This window comes from Streptomyces panaciradicis, from assembly GCF_023516615.1.
Taxonomy (GTDB): Bacteria; Actinomycetota; Actinomycetes; order Streptomycetales; family Streptomycetaceae; genus Streptomyces; species Streptomyces panaciradicis.
Genome location: NZ_JAMGBF010000160.1, coordinates 16576 through 34019, shown reverse-complemented (window position 1 = coordinate 34019; position 17444 = coordinate 16576). Strand labels below are relative to the sequence as shown.

Genomic DNA, 17444 nt, shown 5'->3' with positions numbered 1-17444 from the left:
GGTTCGGAAAGAGAACGACCTCTGAGATAGCCCGAAAATCGCCCGGTCGGTGTGCGATGTAGTCGACAGTCCTGCGCCGTGAATCAAGTAACGGCCGGAGTTCGATGAGTTGCTGTTCTCCTCGCTGGAGAATGTGTTGGTGGAGTCGGTCGAGGCAACCGACACGGTCGTCCGGATCGAGGCCCTGAGTACTGCTCGGCAGGCGACCTGCCCTGGCTGTGGGTACTTGTCGGGGCGAATGCACGGCTCCTATCTGCGGTTTCCTCACGATCTACCGACGGCGGGCAAGTCTGTCGTGGTGGCATTGAGGGTGCGCCGGTTCGTCTGCGCGGAGGGCTCCTGTTCGCGCAAGACCTTCGCCGAGCAGGTTCCGGGGCTCACTCGCCGGTTCGGCCAGCGGACGGAACGGTTGCGATCGACGCTCATCTCGGTCGGCCTCGCGCTCGCGGGCCGGGCCGGGGCTCGCGTGACGGATGTCTTCGGAGCGTCGGTCAGCCGGAATACCCTGCTGCGGCTGATCGCCTCGCTGCCGGATCCTCCGGTCACGGCGCCCCGCGTTCGGCATGGACGAGTACGCCCAGCGCAAGGGCCGCATCTACGGAACGGTGCTCGTCGACGTCGAGACACACCGCCCGATCGATCTCCTGCCGGACCGGGAGGCGGACACGCTGGCGGCCTGGCTCGCCGAGCGGCCCGGCATCGAGATCGTCTGCCGCGACCGAGCCCCTTTCTTCGCCGAGGGCGCGACCCGTGGCGCCCCACAGGCCATACAGATCGCGGACCGGTGGCATCTCTGGCACAACCTGGGCGAAGCCGCCGAGAAGTGCGTCTACCGACACCGCGGTTGCCTGCGCCCCGCACCAGCACCGCCTGATGAACCACCGGAGGAGGCGGAGCCGGCCGCGTCATCGCCCTAGCCGACGGGCCACCGGTTCGCCGAACGCACCCGCGCCAAGCACGCCACCATCCACGCGCTGTTGAAGGCCGGCCACAGCAAGCGGTCCGTTGCCCGGCAGCTCGGGATGACGCTCAACACGATCCTGCGCTTCTCCCGGGCAGCCACACCGGAGGAGCTGTTCACTGGCCAGTGGCAAAGCCGCGCGACCAAGCTCGACACCTACAAGCCCTACCTCGACCTGCGCTGGCAGGAAGGCTGCACCAACGCCTGGAAGCTGTGGGAGGAGATCAGAGAGCAGGGCTACCCGGACGGCTACGGCAACGTCCGCAACTACGTGAGCAGGACTCTGCGCGGCAAACCCCAGCCGGTCGGACACCGGCCGCCATCGGCCCGCGCCGTGACCCGCTGGCTCCTGACCCACCCGGACGCCCTGATCGAGAGCCACCGGATCCAACTCAAGGCCGTGCTGGCCAACTGCCCCGAGCTGGACGTCCTCGCCAAGCACGTGCAGACCTTCGCCCACATGGTCACCGAACTGCAAGGCGACCAACTGCCAGAGTGGATCGAATCAGCCAAAGCAGCTTCCGGCCTGCGCAGTCTCAACCGGTTCGCCCACCACCTCCTACGCGACCTTGACGCCGTCGTCGCCGGCCTCTCCCACCCGTGGAACTCCGGTGTCGTCGAGGGCCATGTCAACCGGGTCAAGATGCTCAAGCGCCAGATGTTCGGCCGCGCAGGATTCGAGCTCCTCCGCAAGCGCGTCCTGCTCGCCAAATGACCATGTCAGCGGGCCTGATCCGACTGTCGGTGATCGTCATCGATCCTGCGGGGCATCACGCCAAGGATCAGATTTTCGAGGGCGCGCGGCATGGGCCCGAAACTGGCGACCCAGGTCTCAACAAGGCAGATCTCACTGCCCTCATCGATACCGAGAAAGAACCGGCCGTGATCGAGCTCGCCGAGCGGGAAGAGACGTCTCCCCAAAGAGTCGCTCCACTCGGAGAACCGGTCATCCTCTCCCCAAGCCAGCTCCGGGTCCAGCTCGAATGGTTCCCGGGCACGGTTGACTCCCGGGCCGCCGACGCTCACGCTCAGCCCCCCGAACTCCTGGAGAAACCTCTCCGCAGCGTCGTGCATGAGGATGCCGACCGCTTCGAACCTGGACCGCCAGCCGGTCGTGTCGACTCGCCTGCCTGCCGTCCATCCAGAAGCCTCCAAGACCTCAAGCACCTCCAGCGACCACTCGCTCATGACAGGCCCAGCCCCCCCCAGCGTGAAACATCAGGCGATCATCCCAGTAGACGACCCGAGAGAGAACAGCGTGTGACCGCACCACAAGAAGTGGACCAGAGCCCGAGTTTGGGCAGCGTTTGTTCACCACTTCGGACGGCACCGTGCCTTGGCGCTGTTCGATCGGCCGCCGGGCCTTGGAACTACTCCTTTCGTTGGGGACGGAAGGTGCGGCGGTAGGTGTCGGGCGCGACGCCGACGCTTCGGTGGAAGTGGCGGCGCAGGGTGGTGGCGGTGCCCATGCCGGTGGCCGCGGCGATGGTGTCCACGGTGGCGTCGGTGGTCTCCAGCAGTTCCTGGGCGTGGCGAATACGCTGGGTGTGGAGCCATTGCAGTGGCGTGGTGCCGGTGAGGTGCTTGAAGTGGCGGCCGAGGTGGCGTGAGCTCATGCGGGCATGGCGGGCCAGGTCCTCCACGGTCAGCGGCTGGTCCAGCCGCTCGAGCACCCAGGAGAAGAGCTCGCCCAGGGGGTTGTTGCCTGGGGCGGGGAGGGGTGTGGCGATGAACTGGGCCTGGCCGCCGTCGCGGTGGGGTGGGATAACCAGGCGTCGTGCGATCTTGTTGGCGTTGGCCGAGCCGTGGTCGAGGCGGACCAGGTGCAGGCACAGGTCCATGGCGGCGGCCTTGCCCGCGGAGGTGAGGACGTCGCCGTTGTCGACGTAGAGGACGTCCGGATCGACGGTGGCCGCCGGGTGGCGCCGGGCCAGGTCCTGCGTGTGGGCCCAGTGTGTGGTGGCGCGCCTGCCGTCGAGCAGTCCTGCCGCGCCCAGGACAAAGGCGCCCGTGCACAGTGAAGCCACGCGGGCACCGGCCGTGTGGGCCGCACGCACCGCCTCAACCAGCTCAGTGGGCGGGTCGCGGTCGGTGTCGGCCCAGCCAGGGACGATCACTGTGTCCGCATGCGCGAGGTGGTCGAGTCCGCGGTCGGGTTCCAGGCGGAAGCGGCCGACGTGCACCGGACCGCTTCCGCAGAGGGAGAAGTCGTACCAGGGGTCCAGGATGTGGGTTAGGTCGGCTCCGAAGACCTCGACGGCCACGGAGAGTTCGTAGTGGAGCATGCCGTCGGTGACGGCCAGCGCAACAGCAGGCATGTCCGAAACTGTACGGGGCGTGTCATTTCCGACGCTCGCGCGGGCTCCTGACGGAGGGACAGGATGTGGGTGTCAGGCCGCAGCGGATGGACCTCGCAGCGGTGGTCCGAGTGCACGGGAGCAGCCTCATGGGGTCAGGTCAGCTGGTGACGGTGTTCGGCGCGTACGGTCACACCGGGCGGTTCGTGGTCGCGGAGCTGGCCGCGCGTGGGTTCGTCCCGGTGCTGTCCGGGCGCAGTGCGCAGGCCTTGGAGGAACTGGCCAAGGAGCACGGACTGGAGGCCCGGATGGCGTCGGTCGACGACCCGGCCTCGCTGGACCGGGCCCTGGTGGGAGCGGCGGCGGTCATCAACTGCGCCGGCCCCTTCGCCTCGACCACCGGCCCCGTGATCGAGGCAGCGCTCCGCGCGAAGATCCCGTACCTGGACGTGGCCGCCGAGCTTGAGGCCAACCTCGACACCTTCGTCCACTACCGCGAGCGGGCCCGGGACGCGGGAGCGGTGATCGTCCCAGCCATGGCCTTCTTCGGCGGCCTCGGCGACCTACTGGCCACAGCGGCGATGGGCGACTGGACCGAGGCCGACGAGGCACACATCGCCTATGCGCTCAGCAGCTGGCACCCCACCGCCGGTACCCGGCTCTCGGGCGCGGTCTCCCGCGAGCGACGTGGCAACTACCGCCTGCGCTACAGCGGCGGACAGTGGGAGCACCGCACCGACGCCGCGCCCACCCTGAAGTGGACCTTCCCGGAACCGATGGGACCCCGGCCGGTGATCGGGGAGTTCACGATGGCGGACGTCGTCACCGTAGCCCAGCACCTCTCCATCCCCGACGTGACCACCTACATGACCACCGAGGCGGCCCGAGACGTCGCCGCCCCCCAGACGCCGGCACCGACCGCCACCGACGAGAGCGGGCGCTCGAACCAGACCTTCCTCGTCGACGTCGTCGTCCGCTCCGGCGGAGCCGAACGCCGGGCCACGGCCAACGGCCAGGACATCTACGCCGTCACCGCGCCCCTCGTCTCCGAGGCCCTCGAGCGCGTCCTGACGGGCCGCACCAAGACCGTGGGCGTCGTCTCCGCCGGCGAGATCTTCGACGCCCCCGACTTCTTGCACGCGCTCGACCCGCACATCACACTCGACCTGCACCCCCCGCAGAAGCAAAACGCCTGAGTCGAGCCCATCCGCCCGGCGGCTCGCGCCCTCAGCAAGCCGTGACGACCGGGCGTCGGCGTCCTGGTTCGATTACCTCACCTTCACGGGTGCTGCCCTCACGTTTGGACATCGCCCGGCGGTGAGCTCGTGCAATGTCCTGCATGTCGCGCGGCAGTTCAGTGATCCCGTCGACCGTCACCCCTTGGGCGGGGCGTGGGCCAGGGGTGTCCATCTGGCGAACGCACCCGGCCACCCGGCACCCACGCAGTCGACATACTCATCCTGAACCGCGCCAGTGCTGACCCACCTGCCGCGTCGCGCTCCGGTGACGTCTTCGGCGACTGCGAGGACGACGAGCGGCTCGTCGCGTGTCGCGACGAGGCAACCGAACTTCGCAAATTCGCAGACGAGTTCGCAGGCTGGGGTGCTGTCCGGCGGCAGACGGCCTATGCGACGGGCTGCCAGATGAAGCCGTCCGGGTCGGTGAAGGTGCCGGCGGTGCTGCCGAGGATGACGTGGTGCGAGCCGGTGCCGTCGTCTGTGACACCGAGATCCTTGGCCAGGGCACGGCGCTTGTACAGGGCCAGCTTGACAGAGCTCGACTGACCGGAAGCGAACTCGGCGTACTTGCCGCCGAAGCTCTTGGCCACGGTCAGGCCCCGCCCGACGTAGAACTGCTTGGTGGCCTTCACGTCCTCGACGCCGAGCAGGAGAACGACCTCGTCGACCTCGCGGGTGGCAGGACCGCTGTCCTTCTTCGCCGAGGTCGCGATCTTCCAGATGGTCCCGTCGGGAGCCTGAACGACGCCGCCGTAGCCCCACAGCGACTTCGCGGCGGGCTTGAGCACCGTGGCGCCGGCGTCCACGGCGTCGGCGACGAACCCGTCGACGGTGGCCGGTCCAGCCACCGTCAGCGCCAGGGTGAAGCCGCGGAATCCGGTGGAGGGGGCCTCAGAGGCCCGCAAACTGATGTACGTGTCCACGCCGAAGGCAGTGTAGAAGCGACGGGCGGCCTCAAGGTCGGCCACCTCAAGGGTGACGGACGCCAGGGACGTGTGGGCTGCGGTGGAAGTGGTGGTTGCCATGACCATCACGCTAGAGGCTTCACGGCGGCCGAGGCTTCTCCGTTCCTGACCGGTCCCGCCACAGACTCCACCCCGCCTACCGGCGCCCCTCCACCGCGAGCGGGGTCTGTGCGACAGCCCGGGCCTCCGGCGACCGGCCGGCCGACGCCGAGCGCCACCGGTACCAAGTACCAGCGTCCGGCTCGACACCGCAGTTGCCGCACGATGCCGGATACCGCGGCACGAAAGTGGTGACGGAAGACGAAGGACCGACCCGCGCCCCGCAGATCCTCCCCCGCAGCCCTCTGAGGACTTCGTGGTCGTCACTGCCAAGAGCACGCTCCTCTTGGATGACGTGCCCCACCCTGCCGCGGCGACAGCCCCTGCGCAGGGACTCACGGAGCTGCTCGACGGCGTTCCGCGGATGATCGACAGGGCCAGCTGCAGCGCAAGGCTCTACGGGCGCTTGCCGACGGTGACCTCGCCCGCGGCAGCGCCGGGGCCGGGGTCGTCCTTGACGAACGTCGTCTGCGACCGGGCCCGCTGGATCTTCGGCTATCGCGCTGACCAGCTCGCCAAGGACCCGTCTGCCGCGCCCTGGATCACGCGGGCCGCGGTGTCCGAGCTGGACGGGGCCGTTGTCGGCGACGCCGGGTTCCACGGGCCACCGGACGAGGCCGGTCTGGTCGAGGTCGGCTACACCGTCGTGCCCGGATATCGCCGCCAGGGCTATGCCCGCGCCATGCTGAGGGCGCTGCTCGTCAGGGCCGCCGCCGAACCCGGTGTCATGACCGTGCGGGCCAGGATCGGCTCCGACAACACCGCCTCCCTGGCCACCATCGCGGGCTTCGGTTTCACGCGCGTCGGTGAGCACGGCAACGAGCGCGACGGGCTCGCGATCGTCTTCGAGGTCCCGGCAGACGCGATCCAGGCCAAGCGGCGAACGGCCTCGGCGGACATGGCGGGTGACCCGGTCGGCCCGTGACATGCAAGGGCGCCACGGGTTGGGTGATTGTGAAGCCGACTGGGCCCGTGAGACCTGTTCCCATCCTGCCCTCGCGGGGAGCTCGGCGGGCGAAGGGTGCCGGCCGGAAGCCCAAGCTGGTCTTCCTCGATCGGCTGCTGGTCACCTGGTCCATCTGCGCCATCAGTTGCCGCACGTGGTGCTCGCCGAGCTCTTCGAGGTGGATCGCTCCACGGTTCGTTGCGGTCGGTTCAGCTGATAAGAGCTGGCTCGCGACCCGTTGCGTGCCTCAAGATTCTCGGCGTGACATACACGGGACCCACCGAAGACGATACGTCGGACGGGATGCTGGGCTGGTGCCTGGTGGCCAACGTGGCGCGAGAAACGGCGCACGGCGAGAGCGGCCTCGACATCCAGCACGGCACGAAGCACTTCCGCGCAGGAGCCCTGCTGTGGCTCCCGCCCGTCCGCTGGGACCCCGGTCACTGTCGCTGGCCTGCGGTGGGTCGGCACCGTGGCAACAGCCGCCGATACGTCAACATGGTCGTACGCGCCGAGGACCTGGAGAACTTCCGGGTCAAGGGCGTTTACAGCGAAGCGCTTGTGCGCGCCCTCAACGGCCATAGGCACGACCCGGCCGCCCCGCGGACCCTGCAGAACCCGTGGACTCGCGAGCAGGCCCAGAGAAGGGCGGACGCCTGGAACCAACCCCGGGAGCCCGTGCGGATCGACGGCCACTCCCACCCGTGGATCTCCGTTTCCAACCCTCCGCCATCAGAGCTCCAAGTCGACGGCGAGACTCTGTACCTCGCCCACTACGGCACCAGGGGAACCCACTACTGCCGCACACCCCCTCCCGTGGAATGGATCCCCGAGTCCTGAAAGACCTTTCTGAGGTGCGGCCGGGGCAGCAACGCTGCTGGTGGGGGTCAAGTGACGCACGACGGCGGCCTCGTCTCGCTTGCTGCCGGCATGTCGGCAACGTGCCGTGTAAGAGCACGGGGCGCCCTGTGGAACTGCACGTCACGCGCCGGAAGCGACACGGTCATGATCGTAGGTGCGCCAACCCGTGACCGCTGAAGACCTCGTGGTGCGCGCTGCGCGACAAGATCGCCTCCCGAAGCCACTCCAGTGCTGCCGGCGGCGCCGGCAGATCGACCTGGTCGAACTCCTTGCGGACGACGATGGCAACTCCCCTCGAGGGACCCCACAGCAACGGCCGGACTTCGATACCCCGTTGTCACGATCGGCGGCTCCTTGTAGGGCATACGGAACGGCGTGGTGTGTGGAGACCGGCATCCCTCCGGCCGCCGCGCGCATTTCGCCCAAAGACAGTTCACGAGAGAGAGCCCGAGCCAAGTCGTTAGGTATGTCGATCAATGAACGACTCAGAGGTCGCGGACGGCACACTCGCCGCCGCCTCGACCGTGACGACCAGGAAGATCGCCGCACTGGTCAGAGGGGACGAGATCGTCTCGGGCACGGCGTCAGTCCCCGGTCTTCGACGCCGAAGTGATCGGCGGTTCGGCCTCCTGGACCTCCAGCCGGTAGATGCAGATCTCGTGGCGGCGTCCGGTGGAGACCTTGTTCCAGCCGTCCAGGACGCGCCAGCGCCCCGCGCTCCCGCGCAGGTGCGGTCCGTCGGTCGTGGCCGCCGCGTGGAGTTCGGCCTCCAGTTCCGGGTGCCGCTCGTCCGGGACGTGCAGTTCCAGAGCGAAGCGGCGCGGGGGCCGTCCGTCGCCGCGATGGGACGTGTTCGACGGCAGTGGTACGGCGGCGAGTCGCGCATCGCACCGAGCAGCTCGATATCCAGTGTCGTCATCCGTGGTTCTCTTCCTGCGAGGAGGGTTCGGGGTGGGCGGGGTCAGGAGCTGACCTCGGGGGCGGGTCGGCCGGCGAGCCACTCGCGATAACTGGTCTGCGCGACGAAGGCGCCGGGGCCCGGCAGGAGGTCTACTGTGCGCGGGCGAGCGCCGAGGAAGGCGCTGTTGGCGTGTGTGTGGACAGGCCGGCGGTCCGCGTCCGTCGCGAGGGCGATACGGACGAACCGGTCCAGGCCGAACCGTTCGGGGCCGGCGATCTCGCGCGCTCCGCCCAGGGGCCGGGACACGGCGATGTGCGCGAGGTACATCGCCACGTCCGTCAGGGACACCGGCTGCACGCGCAGCGGCGGCACCCGGACGGTGCCGTCCTCGGTGGCCGTGTCCGCGATGGCCTCGGCGGCCTCGAACAGCTGGGTGCTGCGCAGGATGGAGTGAGGGATGCCGGAGCGTTCGATCATGGCTTCCCGGGCGCGCAACGCGGAGAAGGCACCGTCGTCGCGGACCCGGTCAACGCCGACCGCGGAGAGGCACACGTGGTGCCGCACGCCGGCGGCGATCGCGGCGCACAAGAGGCCGCTGGCCGGGCCGTTCTCCGTGGGGATCGTGCCGGTGGCGGGGGGCGGTTGATGGACGAGGTCGATCACCACAGCACAGTCGTGCAGGGCGTCGGTGACCTCTTCTGGGGCGAGTGCGTCGAACCCGGCGGGTGCCGAGACGATGCCCACCTCGTGTCCGTGGTCCCTGACCCACAGGGCGGTCTCGACGCCTATGAGTCCGCCGTCGTCGAACACCACGACCTTCATCGTCCATCAACCTCCTCAACGCCTGGTCGGTCGAGGGGTTTGACCGGTCCGGTGCCCGATGTGTGACACGGGAGGACGGGCGTACCGCCGGTCGGGCTTCGCTGTCCGAGGCGGGGTCAGACGAGTTCCAGGCCGCCGTCCACGGTGACGACCTGGCCGGTGGCGTGCCGTCCCGCGGGGTCGGCCATCCGCAGGACCCAGTGGGCGATCTCTTCGGTGCCCGCGATGCGGTGGGTGGGGATGCGGTCGCGTTCGTAGGCGTACATGTCGTCGGCGGCCTCGGGAGTGAGTCCGGCGTGCAGCATGACGTCAGTGCGGGTGGGGCCGGGGGCGACGGCGTTGACGCGGACTCCCTCCTCCGCCAGTTCCAGCGCCCAGCTGCGGGTCAGCTGTTCGACGGCGGCCTTGGTGGCCGCATAGTGCGCGCCGCCCGGCATAGGCCGGTGCCCGTAGGTACTGGAGAGGTTGATGATGGTGCCGGAGGTCTCGCGCAGGTGGGGCAGGGCGGCGTGGGCGAGGAGACTCGGCGCGACGACGTTCAGGGCGAGCAGGTTCGTGACAGTCTGCTCGTCGGTGTCGGCGAGCCTCATCACCGCCGTGGCACCCGCGTTGTTGACCAGGTAGTCGATGCGCCCCCACCGCCGAACGGCGGTCTGTACCACCTCGGCGGGGGCTCCCTCGGCGCGGAGGTCGATCGCGAGGACATCGATGCGGGGGTGCAGTGCGGCGGTCTCCTTCAGCGGTGCCTCGCGCCGTCCCACTCCGAGCACCTGCGCGCCGGCTTCGGCGAAGGCCACTGCCGTGGCCCGGCCGATGCCGGACCCGGCTCCGGTCACGATGGCCACGTGGCCCTCGAAGGTCGAGGCGGAGAGGTCTGCGAACATCACATATTCCTTCTGTCTTCACTGGTCCACACGCTCGATATGGTGTGTTCCCACTTCAGTGGTCAAACATTGAACAGTGTGACACGGTCGGTGACTCATCGCGCGGCGGGGGTGAGCACCTTCACCAGGCCGTCCAGGTCGCCGGTGTGGGCGGCCGTCCGGAACGCCGCGGCGAGACGGCGGTGCGACTCGACGGGGACCGGGCGCTCCCGACCGAACTCCAGGCGGGTCTGTGCCCGGTGCACCACCACGCGCGCGTTCGAGGCGCTCATCCGCAGCAGGGACGCGAGTTCGGCGTAGGCGTAGCCGAATCCCTTGCGCAGGACGTAGGCAGCCAGCCGGTCCGGCGTCAGCCGCGCCATGAGCAGGGCCAGGGCCCCGTCGACCGCGACGCTCCGCTCGGCGCTCAGTACGGGGTCGGGGGCGGCCCGGTCGCCGAAGTCGGCCAACTGCGGCTCGATTGGCACCTCGTGGCGGTGGCGGGCGGAGCGGACGATGTTGATGGCCACCCGGATGGTCGCCGTCACCAGGAACGCGGTCGGGTTGTCGATCTCCGCGCGCTGGGTGAGCTGCCAGCGCAGCCACACTTCCTGGACCACGTCCTCGGCTCCGGGGATGTCGCCGAGAATGTGGTGGGCGATGCGGTAGAGCCGCGTCCGCTCGCCCAGGAAGGTGTCGAGGGCCGCGTCCATGTCGTCTTCCCCGGCCGACCGGGCGAGCGCGGGTTCGGTCGTCGTGGTCTGCGGGCCGGTCGCAAGCATGGGGAACTCCTCTTGTGGAAGGGGCGCCCGTCCGGGGCGCGCCCCCACCCTCGCCGTGAGGCCCCCGCTCGCGCGCCCCTGCCTCCCCGTGGTGGAGTCCGTGGGCCCGTTGGGACTCCCCCCGGGGGGCCGCTCTCCGAACACGTGGGGTTTCCGTGGGCCCCCCGTGCGGACCCCCGTGGTCGAGTCCGTGGGGCCGGTCATAACCCGCCGTCCGCCCCTGCCTGTGCCCGTTGCCGCAGGTTGACGTTGCGTCATTGGCCCGCGTGAGCCTCCGGGTTCCGGTGCCCGCGGCTGGCTCGAAATCGCCGTTCCTCCCTGCTCTCCCGGGAGCCGCTGCGAAGGTCAGGGACGGGTGCCCAGGAGGAGTACGGTGCCCACGAAGGTCAGCAGGGTCAAAGCGGTCACGGCGATGAGCAGCCCTCGCATCCACCGGAGGAAGCTGCGATGGCGGGCCGAGTCGGCCTGGGTGATGGTGTCGGCGATGTGCTGGGTCACGGTCCTGGCGACGTACCTCTGCTCGTCGAGGTACCACTCCTCGATGTCCCTCTTCTGCCGGTGGCTCAGCCCGTCCGACTGCGCGAGGAAGGCGGCCACACGCAGCCGGGCGGCGCTGAGATGGGCCTCCTGGTACAGGTATGCCTCCAGGTCGGCCAGCCCTTGAGCGGCCTGCTCATCCGTGCTCATGATGCGCTCCCGAAATAGGCGGCCCGGCGTCCACGGCGGAGCCGGGCCCGCGAGGACGGCACGGTGCCGCGGGCACCGCGCCTCAATACCCAGGCAGTTCAGCCGGTGGCCCGTACCGCCTCGTGGGCACACCAGCCTGGATCAGTTTGCGCGCGTGGGCCTTTCCCTCGTCGCGCGGTACATCGTTCTCGTCGACGGCGCCAACGCCGCTCGCGCGCAACGGGGAGGCGGTGACCTGGGCGCGTTCGGCCGGGTCGGTTGCGTAGGCATTTCAGAACCACTCCATGGCCTTCGCAGTCAGGTGCGGCCCGCGGGCGAAGGCGCGGCGATCTCTCGGTGTCCTGGGACGCGTCGGTGACGGGGTAGTGCAGCGACTGGTGCAGGAAGGTAACGTCCACGCTTCACGGGCGGTGGGGTCGGGAAGCCCGTCCCTCCCCACAGACCGGGCCGGGGGGCCATGTGTGACGCGCCGGGCCGTCCGATCGTGATGTCCGGCATCTCACACGGTGTCCCATGAGGCCACGGACGGGTCCGGGACTCGTGGTGTCACAGAACCGGCAGGTGCCCGGTCAGGGGGACCGTAACCGTTCAGCACCTGAGGAGATCCTCCGTGGAAGCTCGCATCGACTACTTTGGCAACGCGCTCGCCGGCAAGGTGATGAAGCACCTGAACTCGGCCGGGGCGGCGGTGCACTCGGCACTGCCGGTCGCCACCCAGGAACTGGTGAAGATCCGGGCCAGCCAGATCAACGGCTGCGGCTTCTGCACCGACATGCACGCCAAGGACGCCACCGCCGCGGGCGAGGAGCAGCAGCGGCTGAACCTGGTGGCGGTGTGGCGCGAGGCGACGGTCTTCACCGAGGCCGAGCGCGCCGCCCTGGCACTGACGGAGCAGGGCACGCGCATCGCGGACGGCTCGGCCGGTGTCTCGGACGAGGCCTGGGCGGACGCCGCGAAGCACTATGACGAGGACCAGCTCGCGGCGCTGATCTCGTTGATCGCGGTCATCAACGCCTACAACCGCATCAACGTCATCAACCGGCAGCCGGCCGGCGGCTACAAGCCGGGCATGTTCGGCTGACCTGCCCGCTCCGGCCCGGCCGGACACGCGGGTCCGTCGCCCGGCCACCGCGGCCACCGGTCGGGCGACGGACCCCGCCGCCCGGTGCCTGCTCCACCCCGCCGGACGGCGACGCCAAGACCCGACGTGACGCACTCCCCCGCCACGGATGGCGCGGCCCCCGTCCCCGTCCCGTCCCTCCGGATCGCCGGCGCCCGCGGTCCGTGGAACCTGTTCGCCACGGTGCTCGGTCGAGCGTGCTGATGCTCGGCTCCACCGTCACCGACGTCGCGCTGTCGCGCGGGCCGTCCACGACCTGGCCGAGCGGACCGGCGGCGGGCACGTCACGCCCGACGCCGTGACGTGCGTGACGTTCACGATCTCCAACACGGGTTCGTGCGGCGCCCTCTTCGACACCGCCATCGTGCCGCCGAAGTAGGGCGCGATACTCGTTGTGGGCGCATGACTCGTCGTGGGTGCGACGGTGGGGCGGCCCGCGGTCGTCCGCGACGGCGGCGACGAGGCCACCGGCGTCCGGGACCTGGTGCACGTGGCGTTCGTCGCCGACGAGATCCGCCGCCGCGGCCACCAGGTGCGCCACCTCATCTCCTGGGACGACTACGACCGCTACCGCAAGGTGCCCAAGGGCATCGCCGGGGTCGACGAGGCCGCCTGGGCCGAGCACGCTGTCGTACGGCCACCGGCTGGTGGACGGGGTGGACGCGGCCCGCTACCTGACGTCGGTCATGGCGATCCTGGAGGCCTCGAGGGCTACCTGAACGCCGACACGGTGGCGCAGAGACGGAGCCCGCACGCGGCGGGCCCGCGGAGCTCTTCCCCGGAGGCATGGCGACGCGGGCCGGGCGCGTGCGGGTCATGGTGCCGTTGCCGCTTCGAGCTCGGCGAGGTCGCGGGTCGGGGCCCATGCGGTGACGGACTCGCCCTCCCGCGTGCGGTACACGGGGACGTCCGCGTGGCGCAGGATCGGGTCGACTCGTCCATCGCCCGCCAGGAAGAGACCGTAGAGGGTGTCCCAGCCACCGCTGAAGACGTGCCATGCCAGACCCCGCAGCAGGCGGGTGCCCAGTCCACAGTCCCGCCAGGCGTCCTCGACCAGGAGCGCAGGTCTGCGGTGAGCAGCGGCGGTGCAGCGCCACGGTGCGGGCGATCTCGGCGGGACCGATGGGAGTGATCCGCGGTTCGCAGCGCATGAGTTCGTCCCTGCACGTCCGGGGCCGGCGACGGCGTGACGAGCCGTGCGGCGGGCGAGAGCGTCCCGTCCGCACGGCTCGTTGCGCGTCGGGTGTCAGCGCACCGTGTGAGCGGCGTCCTCGATGACCTCGGTGACCTTCCCGGGCTTCGAGACGCTCACCGCATGCGAGGACCGCACCTTGTACGTGTGGGCGTGGGCCCGTTCGGCCATGAACTCCTGAGCCGCGGGCGGGATGTTGAGGTCCTGTGTGGCGACCAGGACCCATGAGGGGATGGTCTTCCAGGCGGGTTCGGCCGCGGCTCCGGCCAGGGCGGCGTCGGTGATCGGCCGCTGGGTGACGGCCATCAGGTCCGTCGTGGCGCGGGGCACGTCCGCGGCGAACTGGTGGCGGAACAGGGCGTTCTGGATGTAAAGGTCGTTGACCGGGGAGCCGTCGGCGTTCGTGGTCGGCACCGGGCGCAGGGCGTCGCCGAGGGTACTGCCCGGGAACTTGCCCGCCAGGTCGGCCGCGCTCTCCCCCTTGTCCGGGAGGAAGGCAGCGAGGTAGACCAGCGCCTTGACGTTCTCATTGCCGGTGGCGGCGTTGCTGATCACCGAGCCGCCGTAGGAGTGCCCGGCCAGGACGATGGGCCCGTCGATGCCGGCCAGGACGTCCCTGAGGTAAGCGGAGTCGCCGCTCAGAGAGCGCAGCGGGTTGGCGACGGCGACCACCGGATAGTGGTCGTGGCGCAGTCTGCGGATGACGTCGTTCCAACTCGTGGAGTCGGCGAACGCGCCGTGGACGAGGACGACGGTGGGCTTGGGCGCCTCGGTGGCGGGGCCCTTGTCGGCGGCAGCCGACCCGGTCGTGGTGGCGAACAGCCCGGCGAAGACGCTCGCGGCGGCGAGGGCGGTGACTGCGGTACGGGCCTGGCTGGTGCGGACGGTTCGGTCCATGTCAATGGCCTTTCTGACGGGATGGGTGGTGGGTGCCCCGCCCGTCTCCCGGGCGGGGCGCGGATGAGAGACGGGCGGGAGCCGGTCGGGGGGCGGAGGGTGGCTGGGGGGGGTCAGGGTCGACGCCGGGCGGTGAGTTCCGGGTGCTCGGGCGGCGAGGGTTTGGTGATCTGGGTGCCTGGGCCGTAGAGGACGCGGCTGAGCGCGACGCGCAGGCGCCGGGTGGCGGTCCGGGTCCGGGTCGGCGCGGGTCCGTCCGGGGCCGGGTCGGGTGTGGGCTCCAGCGGCCGGTACTGCTCGTGGGCGGTGAGGGTGTGCAGCCGGGCCGGGTCGAGGACCTCGTGGACCTCGACGTACTCGCCGTGCGGCAGGCGCTTGATGACGCCGGTCTCGCGGCCGTGCAGCACCTTGTCGCGGTCGCGCCGCTGGAGGGCGAGCGCGAGGCGCTTGGTGATGACGAAGGCCAGGACCGGGGCGACGAACAGGCCGAGACGCACGGCCCAGGTCACGGAGTTGACGGAGACGTGCAGCCGGGTGGCGATGACGTCGTTGGCGGCGCCGACGAGCGCCACCGCGTAGACGCTGAGCCACGCCACGCCCAGGGCGGTCCGTACGGGACGGTTGCGGGGGCGGTCGAGGAGGTGGTGGTCGCGGTCGTCGTCCGTGACCCAGGCCTCCAGGAACGGGTAGGCGCCCATCGCGAGGAAGAGAAGCAGGCCGGCCACCAGGGGCAGGAAGTTGTCCAGGGCCAAGGTGTGGCCCCACAGCTCGATCTCCCAGCCGGGCATCACGCGCAGCAGGCCGTCCGCGACGCCCATGTACCAGTCCGGCTGGGATCCGGCGGAGACCTGGTCCGGGCGGAAGGGGCCGTAGTTCCACACGGGGTTGATCTGGGCCACGGCCGCCATGAGGAAGATCACTCCGGACACGAGGCAGAAGTAGCCGGCGGACTTCACGGCACGGACGGCGAGCGGGAGGCCGACGACATTGTTCTCGCTCCGGCCGGGACCGGGGTACTGGGTGGGCCGGTGGCGCAGGGCCAGTACCGCGTAACCGACGAGCACCGCGGTCGTCAGCGCGGGGATGACCAGCGTATGCAGGGTGTTGAAGCGGGCGATCAGGTCCTCGCCGGGGAACTCGCCGCCGAAGAGGAAGAACGACAGATAGGTGCCGACGACCGGGATCGACAGCAGCGTGCCGTTGACCACCTGCAGGCCGGTTCCGGACAGCAGGTCGTCGGGCAGGTCGTAGCCGGTCAGGCCGGCGAACATGGCCAGGACGAGCAGCAGGAACCCCAGCACCCAGTTCAGCTCACGCGGTTTGCGGAACGCGCCCGTGAAGAAGACCCGCAGCAGGTGCGCGAAGACCGCGGCGACGAAGACCAGTGCCGCCCAGTGGTGCGCCTGACGGACGAGCAGACCGCCGCGGACGTCGAAGGAGAGGCGCAGCGTCGAGTCGAAGGCCCGGGACACCAACTGCCCCCGCAGCGGCGCGTATCCGCCGTCGTAGACGACGAGATCGGCGGAGGGGTGGAAGTAGAGGCTGAGGTAGATGCCCGTGATCAGCAGGACCACGAGACTGTAGAGGGCGATCTCGCCGAGCAGGAACGACCAGTGGTCCGGGAAGACCAGGCGCCGGGCGGCACGGGCCGCCCCGCGCACGCCCGTCCGGCTCGCCATCCACGTGGCGAGCCGCTCTCCGCCGCGCCCTCGCTCCGGTCCGGCCGGTCGGCTGTCGTTGCCCATCTCTTCACCATTCGTCACACGGCACACTGTTCGGATGCATTCATCAGTTGCTGTACCAGTCAGGACCGGTGAGGACGTGAAGATGTGACACCGGGTGGCCTGGTGTCAGGGTGTGACGACGTTCTCCAGTGCGCCGCCCGCGGCGAACCGGGCCAGCTGTCGTCGCACGAGCGCTTCGAGACGGGGCCACAGGTCGGGGGTGAAGGCGCCGACGTGCGGGGTGACCAGGACGCCGGGCGCGGTCCAGAGCGGGTGGCCCGGCGGGAGCGGTTCGGGGTCGGTCACGTCGAGGGCGGCCCGCAGTCGGCCGCCGTGCACCTCCTTCAGCAGGGCGTCGGTGTCGACGACCGCGCCCCGGGACACGTTGACGAGCAGGGCGCCGTCCCTGACGCAGGACAGCAGTGCGGCATCGAAGAGCCCGCGGGTCGCCGCGGTCAGCGGAGTGCACAGCACGATCACGTCGGCGTCCGCGACGAGCCGGGGCAGCAGCGACACGGAACGCACCGGCCCTTGGGGCGTGTCCCTGTCCGCGCGCCCGACACGGGTGACGGCGCACCCGAAGGGCGTCAGGAGCTTCTCCAGGGCGGAGCCGACGGCGCCGTGACCGACGATGAGCACGGACCGTTCGTGCAGAGTGGAGTAGGTCCGCGGGTCCCAGTCCTCCCAGTCCTGGGCACGGAGCGACTCCGGTATGCCGCGCAGGCTGGCGAGGATCAGCGTCAGGGCCAGCTCGGCCGTGCCCGCAGCCGGCACTGCCTTCGCGTTGCACAAGGTCACCTCATGGGGCAGCCGGTCCAGTGCCGCCCGCAGTTCGTCGGTTCCGGCGCTCAGCGCCTGCACCGCCCGCAGCCGGACCATCCGGGCCAGCGGCCGGGCGATGACGTCTATGTCCTTGGTCAGCGGGGGCACGTAGAACTCGACCTCCTCCGGGTCCGTGGGAAAGGCCGAACGGCCGTCCCAGCGGGCGTAGTCGAGGCCCGGGGGCAGATCGGCGAGGCGGCCGAACTGTGCGGGCAGCCATACCTGGGGGGATCGCGCGGTCATGACGACGTACTCCGCTCTCACAAC

The 17444-nt window shown here is 70.1% G+C and carries 18 protein-coding genes and 2 pseudogenes; 8 read left to right on the top strand and 12 right to left on the bottom strand.

Translation table 11 applies throughout. From position 1 onward, the window contains the following. The first annotated feature begins 563 nt into the window (after nt 1–563). On the top strand, nt 564–917 hold the full coding sequence (locus M8J74_RS37165) for a transposase (RefSeq protein ID WP_249840654.1): 354 nt from the start codon (nt 564–566) through the stop codon (nt 915–917). A gap of 105 nt (nt 918–1022) precedes the next feature. Further along, the gene (locus M8J74_RS37160; protein ID WP_249840653.1) at nt 1023–1676 is read left to right on the top strand and encodes a transposase; all 654 of its coding nucleotides are present in this window, start codon (nt 1023–1025) and stop codon (nt 1674–1676) included. A gap of 5 nt (nt 1677–1681) precedes the next feature. Here the strand turns inward: M8J74_RS37160 and M8J74_RS37155 are convergent, their stop codons facing one another. Beyond that, nucleotides 1682–2149 carry an SUKH-3 domain-containing protein gene (locus M8J74_RS37155; RefSeq protein WP_249840652.1) on the bottom strand — a complete coding sequence of 156 codons (468 nt, stop codon included), beginning with the start codon at nt 2147–2149 and terminating at the stop codon, nt 1682–1684. A gap of 182 nt (nt 2150–2331) precedes the next feature. Further along, complete coding sequence (locus M8J74_RS37150) at nt 2332–3279, bottom strand: helix-turn-helix domain-containing protein (protein ID WP_249840651.1); 948 nt, start codon at nt 3277–3279, stop codon at nt 2332–2334. A gap of 128 nt (nt 3280–3407) precedes the next feature. Between M8J74_RS37150 and M8J74_RS37145 the strand changes: the two genes are divergently transcribed. Continuing rightward, nucleotides 3408–4454: a saccharopine dehydrogenase family protein gene (locus M8J74_RS37145; protein ID WP_249840650.1), complete on the top strand. Its 1047-nt coding sequence runs from the start codon at nt 3408–3410 to the stop codon at nt 4452–4454. Between the two features lie 428 nt (nt 4455–4882). Here the strand turns inward: M8J74_RS37145 and M8J74_RS37140 are convergent, their stop codons facing one another. Then, a complete protein-coding gene (locus M8J74_RS37140) occupies nt 4883–5527 on the bottom strand; it encodes a VOC family protein (protein WP_249840657.1) in 645 nt (214 codons plus the stop codon). A 487-nt stretch (nt 5528–6014) separates the two neighbouring features. Between M8J74_RS37140 and M8J74_RS37135 the strand changes: the two genes are divergently transcribed. Both M8J74_RS37135 and M8J74_RS37130 read left to right on the top strand, forming a co-directional pair. Next, nucleotides 6015–6485 (top strand): GNAT family N-acetyltransferase, encoded by a 471-nt coding sequence (locus M8J74_RS37135; protein WP_249840649.1) that lies wholly within the window; start codon nt 6015–6017, stop codon nt 6483–6485. A 282-nt stretch (nt 6486–6767) separates the two neighbouring features. Beyond that, nucleotides 6768–7346: a hypothetical protein gene (locus M8J74_RS37130; protein ID WP_249840648.1), complete on the top strand. Its 579-nt coding sequence runs from the start codon at nt 6768–6770 to the stop codon at nt 7344–7346. A 605-nt stretch (nt 7347–7951) separates the two neighbouring features. On the opposite strand, the gene M8J74_RS37125 is transcribed toward M8J74_RS37130, so the two are convergent. The 6 genes and pseudogenes from M8J74_RS37125 to M8J74_RS37100 all read right to left on the bottom strand — a co-directional run. Beyond that, entirely contained in the window at nt 7952–8368 is a 417-nt protein-coding gene (locus M8J74_RS37125) for a hypothetical protein (protein WP_249840647.1), read from the bottom strand. Then, nucleotides 8329–9090 carry an SDR family oxidoreductase gene (locus M8J74_RS37120; RefSeq protein ID WP_249840646.1) on the bottom strand — a complete coding sequence of 254 codons (762 nt, stop codon included), beginning with the start codon at nt 9088–9090 and terminating at the stop codon, nt 8329–8331. Before M8J74_RS37120 ends, M8J74_RS37125 begins: the two co-directional genes overlap by 40 nt. Nucleotides 9091–9206: 116 nt before the next feature. Then, nucleotides 9207–9974, bottom strand: coding sequence for an SDR family NAD(P)-dependent oxidoreductase (locus tag M8J74_RS37115; RefSeq protein ID WP_249840645.1), 768 nt, complete (start codon nt 9972–9974; stop codon nt 9207–9209). A gap of 95 nt (nt 9975–10069) precedes the next feature. Continuing rightward, on the bottom strand, nt 10070–10735 hold the full coding sequence (locus M8J74_RS37110; RefSeq protein ID WP_249840644.1) for a sigma factor: 666 nt from the start codon (nt 10733–10735) through the stop codon (nt 10070–10072). A gap of 345 nt (nt 10736–11080) precedes the next feature. Next, nucleotides 11081–11422 carry a hypothetical protein gene (locus tag M8J74_RS37105; protein ID WP_249840643.1) on the bottom strand — a complete coding sequence of 114 codons (342 nt, stop codon included), beginning with the start codon at nt 11420–11422 and terminating at the stop codon, nt 11081–11083. Between the two features lie 121 nt (nt 11423–11543). Next, nucleotides 11544–11817 (bottom strand): annotated as a pseudogene (locus tag M8J74_RS37100) (alpha/beta hydrolase fold domain-containing protein); the annotation flags it as partial. A gap of 215 nt (nt 11818–12032) precedes the next feature. On the opposite strand from M8J74_RS37100, the gene M8J74_RS37095 reads away from it, so the two are divergent. From M8J74_RS37095 to M8J74_RS37085, 3 genes and pseudogenes are all read left to right on the top strand, one after another. After that, entirely contained in the window at nt 12033–12503 is a 471-nt protein-coding gene (locus M8J74_RS37095; RefSeq protein WP_249840642.1) for a carboxymuconolactone decarboxylase family protein, read from the top strand. Nucleotides 12504–12651: 148 nt separating this feature from the next. Further along, nucleotides 12652–12921: a 2-oxo acid dehydrogenase subunit E2 gene (locus M8J74_RS37090; RefSeq protein WP_249840641.1), complete on the top strand. Its 270-nt coding sequence runs from the start codon at nt 12652–12654 to the stop codon at nt 12919–12921. Between the two features lie 48 nt (nt 12922–12969). Continuing rightward, a pseudogene (locus M8J74_RS37085) lies at nt 12970–13167 on the top strand (lysine--tRNA ligase); the annotation flags it as partial. A gap of 621 nt (nt 13168–13788) precedes the next feature. Here M8J74_RS37085 and M8J74_RS37080 read toward each other — a convergent pair. From M8J74_RS37080 to M8J74_RS37070, 3 genes are all read right to left on the bottom strand, one after another. Beyond that, a complete protein-coding gene (locus M8J74_RS37080) occupies nt 13789–14631 on the bottom strand; it encodes an alpha/beta fold hydrolase (protein ID WP_249840640.1) in 843 nt (280 codons plus the stop codon). Nucleotides 14632–14744: 113 nt separating this feature from the next. Further along, on the bottom strand, nt 14745–16376 hold the full coding sequence (gene qcrB / locus M8J74_RS37075; protein ID WP_249840656.1) for a cytochrome bc1 complex cytochrome b subunit: 1632 nt from the start codon (nt 16374–16376) through the stop codon (nt 14745–14747). Nucleotides 16377–16481: 105 nt separating this feature from the next. Next, on the bottom strand, nt 16482–17420 hold the full coding sequence (locus tag M8J74_RS37070; RefSeq protein WP_249840639.1) for a 2-hydroxyacid dehydrogenase: 939 nt from the start codon (nt 17418–17420) through the stop codon (nt 16482–16484). Nucleotides 17421–17444 lie beyond the last annotated feature (24 nt).